This is a genomic window from Kitasatospora sp. NPDC057518 (assembly GCF_042802075.1).
Lineage (GTDB): Bacteria > Actinomycetota > Actinomycetes > Streptomycetales > Streptomycetaceae > Kitasatospora.
Window position 1 is genome coordinate 1 of the sequence record NZ_JBHVEU010000390.1, and the last position, 8477, is coordinate 8477.

Annotated in this window: 6 protein-coding genes; 4 read left to right on the forward strand and 2 right to left on the reverse strand. The window is 75.3% G+C overall.

The features are described from left to right. Positions 1-10: 10 nt before the first annotated feature. A complete protein-coding gene (locus ACFU7Z_RS30620) occupies positions 11-1612 on the reverse strand; it encodes an ABC-F family ATP-binding cassette domain-containing protein (RefSeq protein WP_380781072.1) in 1602 nt (533 codons plus the stop codon). Positions 1613-1870: 258 nt separating this feature from the next. On the opposite strand from ACFU7Z_RS30620, the gene ACFU7Z_RS30625 reads away from it, so the two are divergent. After that, positions 1871-2785 carry a RimK family alpha-L-glutamate ligase gene (locus tag ACFU7Z_RS30625; RefSeq protein ID WP_380781074.1) on the forward strand — a complete coding sequence of 305 codons (915 nt, stop codon included), beginning with the start codon at positions 1871-1873 and terminating at the stop codon, positions 2783-2785. A gap of 75 nt (positions 2786-2860) precedes the next feature. Here the strand turns inward: ACFU7Z_RS30625 and ACFU7Z_RS30630 are convergent, their stop codons facing one another. Then, positions 2861-4195, reverse strand: coding sequence for an NAD(P)/FAD-dependent oxidoreductase (locus ACFU7Z_RS30630; RefSeq protein ID WP_380781076.1), 1335 nt, complete (start codon positions 4193-4195; stop codon positions 2861-2863). A 473-nt stretch (positions 4196-4668) separates the two neighbouring features. On the opposite strand from ACFU7Z_RS30630, the gene ACFU7Z_RS30635 reads away from it, so the two are divergent. From ACFU7Z_RS30635 to ACFU7Z_RS30645, 3 genes are all read left to right on the forward strand, one after another. Next, positions 4669-5832 (forward strand): magnesium and cobalt transport protein CorA, encoded by a 1164-nt coding sequence (locus ACFU7Z_RS30635; RefSeq protein ID WP_049654602.1) that lies wholly within the window; start codon positions 4669-4671, stop codon positions 5830-5832. 426 nt (positions 5833-6258) lie between these two features. Next, positions 6259-7119 carry an SDR family NAD(P)-dependent oxidoreductase gene (locus tag ACFU7Z_RS30640; RefSeq protein ID WP_380781078.1) on the forward strand — a complete coding sequence of 287 codons (861 nt, stop codon included), beginning with the start codon at positions 6259-6261 and terminating at the stop codon, positions 7117-7119. Between the two features lie 335 nt (positions 7120-7454). After that, positions 7455-8417 (forward strand): hypothetical protein, encoded by a 963-nt coding sequence (locus ACFU7Z_RS30645; RefSeq protein ID WP_380781080.1) that lies wholly within the window; start codon positions 7455-7457, stop codon positions 8415-8417. Positions 8418-8477: the final 60 nt, after the last annotated feature.

Sequence of the window (8477 nt, forward strand, 5' to 3'; positions counted from 1 at the left end):
GCACCGGCCCTCAGGACTGCGTGACCAGGTCCAGGTAGGTGTCGTGCCAGAGGTCCTCGTCGCCGTCCGGGAGGAGGAGCACGCGGTCCGGCCGGAGCGCCTCGATGGCGTCCGGGTCGTGGGTGACCATCACGATCGCGCCGGGGTAGCCGCCGACCGCGGCCAGGACCTCCGTGCGGGAGGCCGGGTCGAGGTTGTTGGTCGGCTCGTCGAGCAGCAGCACGTTGGCGCCGGAGTGCACCAGGGCGGCCAGGGCGAGCCGGGTCTTCTCGCCGCCGGACAGTACCCCGGCCGGCTTGTCGGCGTCGTCGCCGCGGAAGAGGAACGCGCCCAGCACGTGCCGCAGTTCGCCGTCGGTCAGGCCGGGCGCGGCCGCGGCGAGGTTGTCGCGCACGCTGAGCGCCGGGTCGAGGGTGTCGTGCTCCTGGGCGAAGTAGCCGAGCCGCAGGCCGGTGCCGGGGACGACGCGGCCGGCGTCCGGGGCCTCCCGGCCGGCCAGGACGCGCAGCAGGGTGGTCTTGCCGGCTCCGTTCGGGCCGAGCACGACCAGCCGGCTGCCGCGGTCCACGGCGAGGTCCAGGCCGGTCAGCACCGGCCGGCCGCCGTAGGACTTGGCGAGGCTGATCGCGCCCAGCGGCATCCGGCCGCACGGGGCGGGCTCGGGCAGCCGGATCCGGGCGGTGCGCTCGGCCTGCCGGACGGGTTCGAGCTCGGCGAGCATCCGGTCGGCCCGGCGGGCCATGCTGCGGGCGGTGGTCGCGGTGGCGACGTTGGCCCGCATCCGGTCGGCCTGGGTGTGCAGGGCGGCGGCCTTGCGCTCGGCGTTGGCGCGCTCCCGGGTGCGGCGGCGCTCGTCGGCGGCGCGCTGGTTCAGGTAGGTCTGCCAGCCGGTGTTGTGGACGTCGATCGTGGCGCGCTGCGGGTCCAGGTGGAAGACCCGGTTGACGGTCTCCTCGAGCAGTCCGAGGTCGTGGCTGATCAGGACCAGTCCGCCGCGGTGGGTGGCGAGGAAGCCGCGCAGCCAGGCGACGGAGTCGGCGTCCAGGTGGTTGGTCGGCTCGTCCAGCAGCAGGGTGCCGTGGTCGGCGAACAGGATGCGGGCCAGTTCGACCCGGCGGCGCTGACCGCCGGAGAGCGTGCCGACGGGGGAGTCCATCACCCGGGTGGGCAGGCCGATCCCGGCCGCGATCCGGGCCGCCTCGGCCTCGGCGGCGTAGCCGCCCCGGGACTGGAACCTGGCCTCGGCCCGGACGTACGCGTCCATCGCCCGGCGCTCCTCGGCGGGCGACCCGGCCCGGGCCATCGCGGCCTCGGCGGCGCGCACGGCGCGGACGGCGGCGTCCAGGCCGCGGGCGGACAGGACGCGGTCGGTGACGGTGGCCGACGGGTCGGCGGCGCGGGAGTCCTGCGGGAGGTAGCCGACGGCCCCGGTCCGGGTGACCGTGCCGGCGGCGGGCGCGAGCTGCCCGGCCAGGGTGGCGAGCAGGGTGGTCTTGCCGGCGCCGTTGCGGCCGACCAGGCCGATCCGGTCGCCGGGGGCGATGTGCAGGGTGACGTCGGACAGCAGCAGGCGGGCGCCGACGCGCACGTCGACACCACGGGTGGTGATCATGGGATAACGCTCCGAAAAAGCTTGCGGACACACGGGTGGCGTGGAAGTGGGTCCGCGAGCTAGGAGATTCGGGGCGTAGACATGTCGGGCAGGCTAGCGGGCGGGCGGAGCGGGCGCATCCGAATTAACCGGGCGACGAAGCGGACGGCTCGGAGTGGGGCGGCACGGTTGCGGATACCCGGTTTCGGCCACCCCGCCGGGCCGGTGGCGCACGAGGCCGCCTTGTCGTGATCACGCCGCACTCGCTTGCATGTCCGCATGCCCCGACGCGATCTCGTACTCCTGACCGATCACAGCTCGACCGAAGGCAGTCGGCAGGTGCTCGCCGCCGCCGCCCGGACGCTGACCGGCCGGGAACCCGTACAGCTGGACGCCCGGCACTTCCTGACCGGCGGCAGCGGCCTGATCGAGGCCGACGACGCGGGCGGGTTCCGACTGGAGGCGGGCGGCCGGACGGTGACCGCCGAGACGGTGATCGTCTACGAGATCCCGCCGCACCGGCGCCGCGCGTTCGAGGACTTCCAGCGGCGGCTGCGCGGAGTCGGCGCCCGCTCGCTCGGCACCGACGCCCAGGCGTGGCGGGCGGCCACCGAGAAGGACCTCACCGTCGCCCGCTTCGTCCGGGACGGCGTGCCGCACATGCCCAGCATCGCGCTCCGCGAGCCGAGCCCGGAGGCCGCCGCCGAGGCCTTCGCGGAACTCGGCGGCGACGTCTGGGCCCGGCCCTGCGTCGGGATGGGCGGCGACGACGTCTTCCACGTCACGACCCGCGCCCAGCTGGACGCCGCCGCGCGGCACTACGCGCGGGCGCCCTGGCTGCTCGCCCGTGACGCCCGCAACATCCTCCCGGACGGGCGCCGCCACCAGTACCGGGTGGTGGTGCTGCACGGGCGCGTGGTCCGGGTGGTCGAGCACGTCCAGGCGGACCCGGACGCGCCCTGCAACGAGAGCCGGGGGGCCGTCTCCACCGTGCTCGACTACGCCGAACTGCCGGACGGGCTCGCGGAGTCGGCCGTCGCGGCGGCCGCCTCCCTGGGGCTCGACCTGGCCGGGGTGGACCTCGCGGCCGAGAGCGGCGGCGTGGTCTTCGAGGTCAACGTCCACCCCGCCTTCGGCCTGCGCGGCCTGGAACAGGTGGCGCTGCCGTACGTCGCCGCGCACCTCGGGGCGTAGCGCTCCGGAGCGCCGCGCCGGCGCCGCGCCCCCCAAGCCCGGAGCGCCGCGCCGGCCCCTCGTTCCCGTGCCCCCTCAGGCCCGCAGGACCGCCGCGAGCACCGACGGCCGGAACAGCAGCGACGGCGGCTCCACCAGCGACATCACCTCGTGGAACGCCGCGGTGACCGCCGGGTCCCGGGTGCTGGCGGCCAGCACCTTGTCGAAGAACCGGTGCTGGAGCCCGACCAGGGCCCCGGAGGGCGCGCCGGTGGTGGCGCGGAAGCGGGCGTCCTCGGCGCAGGAGATCATCCACGGCACCGCGGAGGCCGCGGCGACGGCGCGCCGCGCGGCCCGGGCCGCGGCGTGCCCGATGCCGCCGTGCCGCTTCGCGGAGCGGCGCAGCTCCCGGGCGCAGAACAGGGCGACGGTGACGCCCTGCCCGTACACCGGGTTGAAGGTGCTCGCGGCGTCGCCGACCACCACCAGCCCGTCCGGGCCGCCGCGCTCGTAGTGCCGGCGCACGCCCGGGCCGGGAAGGAACCCCCGGACCTCGCCCGCCGGTTCGGCGCCCTGCAGCACCTCGTGCAGGAGGGGGTCGCGCAGCTGCCCCAGGTGCTCGGTGAACCCCTCCGGGCCGGCCGCCGGTTCGGCGCCGCGCATCCCGGCGAGGCTGACGATCCAGCGGTCGCCCTCGACCGGCAGCAGGACGCCCATCCGCTGCGCGTCCGGGGCCTTGGTCTGGAGGTAGACCGCCTGGTCGCCGAGGTCGGACCCGGCCGGGCGGTGGAAGATCCGGGAGGCGTACGCGACGCCCGCGTCCACCCGCTCCTCGGGCACCGGCGGGCAGCCCAGTTCGGCCAGCCACTTGGGCACCGAGGTCGAGCGCCCGGCCGCGTCCACCACCAACTCGGCCGGTATCTCCCGGACCTCGCCGCGCTCCGGGCCGCGCTCGCGGACCTTCACCCCGGTCACCGCCGTCGCCGAGCCGAGCAGCCCGACCACGTCCGTCCCCTCCAGGAACTCGATCGCGGGGTGGGCGCGGACCCGGTCCAGCACGAACGCGTCGAGCAGCGGCCGGGTGCAGGAGAGGAAGGCCATCTGCGCCGGGTACTCGGCCAGCCACCCCGCGGAGCACAGCCACCTGACGTCCGAGGCGGCCACCCGCTGCGCGCCCGCGTCCATCAGCTGCTGCTTGATGCCGGGCATCATCTCGTCCAGCAGCCGGTGCCCGGCCTCCAGCATCAGGTGGGCGTGCCGGCCCTGCGGCACCCCGGCCCGGAACTCCGTCCCCGCCGGGTACCGGTCGCGCTCCACCACGACGATCCGCTCGGCGATCCCGCGCAGCGCCCAGGCGGCCGCCAGCCCCGCGAGTCCGCCGCCGACCACCACCGCAGTACCCCGCCCCGGGGCCTTCTTCGAAGAAGTCATGACACGTAGCGTAGTGGCGTGGTCGCCGATTCGTGACGGCTTCGCTGTGGACGAACAACCCCGCCCGGTGCGGCCGTTGAGAGGGCGCGGGGCCGGCGCCGGGCGCTCCGTGGAACACCGGTGCGGGCAGTGGACGCCTGCCCGGCCCGGGGCCCTGGTCGGAGGCCGGGGCGTACGGGTACTAGACTCGGCGGGGTTGTGCTGGCGCCCCTCCCGGTGCGTGAGCGCGCGGAGCCGAGGAGGTGAGAGCCGTGGAGTGCAGTAGTACGGGTCGAAGTCGGCCCCGCCCCCGGTTGTCCCGCACCACTCGCAGCCCCCGGCACACCTCCTCCCGTACGGCTCCCGCGCGGCACTGACCTCGTCCTCCCGGCGAGGCGCCGCCGGTCGCGCCGTGCGCGTGGCGGCCGGCCGGGCGCCTCCGGTCCGCCGTGTTCCCGTACGGCGGCCGGGCATCCCCCGTGGAGGTCTCCGCCATGTCCGACTGGCGTGTGCGCGCCGTGCGCGCGAGCAAGCGTCCGTTCTCCCGTTCCGTCGTCCGGCCCTCGGACACCCAGCCGGCGCCCGAGCACTCGATGGACCCGCGCCCCGACCAGCCCGTCGAACCGGTGACGCTGGAGCGTTCCGTCGTGGACGCGGCGGTCTACCGCGACGGCCGCCGGATAGACGCGCCCACCGACCTCGCCGACATCTACCGCACGCTGCCCGACCGGCCCGGCACGATGGCCTGGATCGGCCTGTTCCGCCCCGCCGAGGCGCAGCTGCTGGAGGCCGCCGACCGGTTCGACCTGCACGAGCTGGCCGTCGAGGACGCCATCGTCGCCCACCAGCGGCCGAAGCTGGAGCGCTACGGCGACACCCTGTTCGTCGTGCTGCGCGCCGCCCGCTACCTGGACGAGGCGGAGGAGGTCGACTTCGGCGAGATCCACCTCTTCGTCGGTCCCGACTTCGTGCTCACCGTCCGGCACTCCCAGGCCCCGGACCTGTCGGCGGTGCGCCGCCGCCTGGAGGACGACCCGGAGCTGCTGGCGCTCGGCCCCGAGGCGGTGCTGTACGCGGTGCTGGACGCCGTGGTGGACGGCTACGCGCCGGTGATCGCCGGCCTCCAGCACGACATCGACGAGATCGAGACCGAGGTGTTCGGGGGCGACCCGCAGGTCTCCCGCCGCATCTACGAGCTGTCCCGCGAGGTGATCGAGTTCCAGCGGGCCACCCGCCCGCTGCTGGAGATCATGAAGAGCCTGGAGGCGGGCTTCGGCAAGTACGGCACCGACGAGGAGCTCCAGCGCTACCTGCGCGACGTCGCCGACCACGCCACCTACGCCGCCGAGCGGGTGGACGGCTTCCGGCAGATGCTCCAGAACATCCTGACCGTCAACGCGACGCTGGTCTCGCAGCGGCAGAACGAGGAGATGAAGCAGCTCGCCGAGGCGGGGCACGTGCAGAACGACGAGATCAAGAAGATCTCCTCCTGGGCGGCCATCCTCTTCGCGCCGACCCTGATCGGCACGGTGTACGGGATGAACTTCGAGACGATGCCGGAGCTCCAGTGGGCCTTCGGCTACCCGTTCGCGATCGGGCTGATGGCACTGGTGTGCACCGGGCTGTACCTGGTGTTCAAGAAGCGGAACTGGCTGTAGGCCGGAGCTTCGGGCGCCCCGGGCCCCAGGGGCGGTGGCCGCGCGGCGGGGCCGCGTCAGGGATTCGTCAGGGCGTCGGCGCGGCGCTTGCCCGGGTGGGGGAGTGTCGGTTGGATGAGGAGCATGAACCGCCCGGTACGCCATCACGACCGTCCGCCGCATAGGCGGCCGACGGTCCGCGCTGCCGTGGCCGTCATCGCCGTGCGCTGATCCGCGCCTCCCCGCCGGAGGGCACGGTGCGCGCCGTGCCCCGTCCCGGCGCCGTCGCGGCGCGGGCGGGGGCGGGCGCGCGCGGGCCTCGTCCGGGGGGCCGTCGCGATCCGTAGAAGGCGCTCGGCGTTCCTCTTCTCCTCATTCCATCGGGCCAGTTGAGCCCGCACCCCGGTCCGGTCAGGGCCGGCGGTGCCACGCACCCTGGGAACGGTCATGTCCGACTCCGTCCTGTCCATCTCCGCCGTGTCCGAAATGTCCGGCACCGCGCTGTCCGGCCGCACCGCCCTGGTCACCGGGGCCTCCTCCGGGATCGGCTGGGAGACCGCCCGGCTGCTCGCCGGGCTGGGCGCGACCGTGCTGGTGCACGCCAGGACCGCCGACGAGGCCGAGGCGGCCGTCGGGCGCCTGGTCGCCGCGGGTGCCCGGCGGGACCAACTCGTCGAACTGGCGGCCGACTTCACCCACCTCGCGGAGATCGCGGTGCTGGCCGGCACGGTCGTCAAGCACTACCCGGCGCTGGACCTGCTGGTGAACAACGCCGCGGCGATGGCTCCCGAGCGCTGCACCCTCACCGAGGACGGCAACGAGGTCTCGCTCCAGGTCAACTTCCTGGCCGCGCACCTGCTGGCGCGGCTGCTGCGGGCGCCGCTCTCGGCGGCCGGCGACGCCCGGATCGTCAACGTCTCCTCCTCGCTGCACCGCACCGCCTCGATGAACTGGGCGGACCCGCACCGGACGAAGCGGTACTCGCGGGTCGCCGCGTACGCCCAGTCGCAGCTCGCGCTCACCATGGCGACCGCCGAGATGGCGCCGGCCGGCTCCGGCATCACCGCCGTCAGCCTCAACCCGGGCCAGTGCGCCACCGCGCTGCTGCCGCTGTACGGGCGTACGGGCGCGCCGGCCGCGGAGGGGGCGGCGGCCGTGGTCCGGCTCTGCCTGCCGGGCGTCGCGGTCGCCAACGGCGCCTACTACGACGGCGGTTCGGTCGCGCAGACGGCGCTGGTCGCCCAGGAGGAGCGTTCGTTGAAGCGGCTGGCGAGGCTCGCCGACCAGTTGGTCGGCCGGGCGGCCTGAACCGGGCCGACCCGACGTCCACGAGGAGGACCGCCGTGTCCGAGCGCGCCCGTAAGAAGAGGGCCCGTCGGAAGAAGACGGCGAACCGCGGCGGCAGGGCCGGCCGGGGCTGAGCCGCCCGGCCCTCGCCGGAGGATGACGGCTGCCGGGCACCGGAGGGCGCGCCAAGAGCGCGTCAAGAACGGTGCCCGGCGGCGTCAAGGAGCCGTCAGGGAGCACCTCGTCGCCGGTGACGCGGCACTAGCGTCGCGCGGCGGAAGTGGAGAAACGGTTCTGCGTTTCGGTTCCGGCCGGGGCGTCGGCAGACCGTGCGACGGGGGAAGGGACGGGTGGTCATGACGACCTCCATGGAGCACCGGGCGAGCGCCCCGCGGGAGGACGACCCTGCCGGGGAGGGCCGCGCCGGGGAAGGCCGGGGCCGGGAGGAACGAGCCGAGGAGGGCCGAGCCGGGAAGGCGCCGGGCGCCCCGACCCGCCTGGGCCGGGCCGTCCGCAGGACGGGCAGCCGGGCCTACTGGACCACCCCGCGCCTGGTCCGCGGCCTCACCGCACTGAGCCTGGCCGCCCTGCTCGCCCTCGGCGCCACCGCCACCGCCGTGCTCGGCGGAGCCCGCGACGGCATCGACACCATCGGCCACCGGGCCGCCCCGCAGGCCACCCGCGCCGCCGACCTCTACTTCGCGCTCAGCGACATGGACGCCCAGGCCGCCAACCTGCTGCTGGTCGGCGCCGACCCCGACTACACCGCGCTGCGCCGGCAGACCCTGGACGCCTACGAGCAGCGCCGCGCCCAGGCCGACGACGACCTCCAGCAGGCCGCCCAGGCCGCCGCCGACGATCCGGCCGGGCAGCGCGCCGTCCAACTGGTGCTCGGCCGACTGGGCGGCTACGAGGCCCTGGTGGCCCAGGCCCGGCTGCTGGAGGAGCAGGCCAAGGCACCGGCCGGACAGCCCTCCCCGGCGGCCCTGGACACCTACCGGCAGGCCACCGACCTGCTGCGCCAACAGCTGCTGCCCGCCGCCGACCAGGTCACCGCCGCCAACGAGGCCACCGTCGGGCAGGTGTACTCCGGGCAGCGCCGGGCGCTCGGCGGCGGCTGGTGGTGGCTGCTCGCCGTCGGCCTGCTCGCGCTGGCCGCGCTGCTGGGCCTCCAGCGCGCCCTCGCCGTGCGCTACCGGCGGGTCCTCAGCCCGGCGTTGGCCGCCGTCACCGTGCTGACCGGCGTGGCGCTGGTGACCGCGCTCGCCCTGGCGGGCCGTGCGGACGACCGCCTGGTGACGGCCAAGAGCAACGCCTAGGGCCTGTGTGATGTTGTGATCAATCTTCGGGTTCTGCCCCGCTCCGGGGCAGAACCCGGT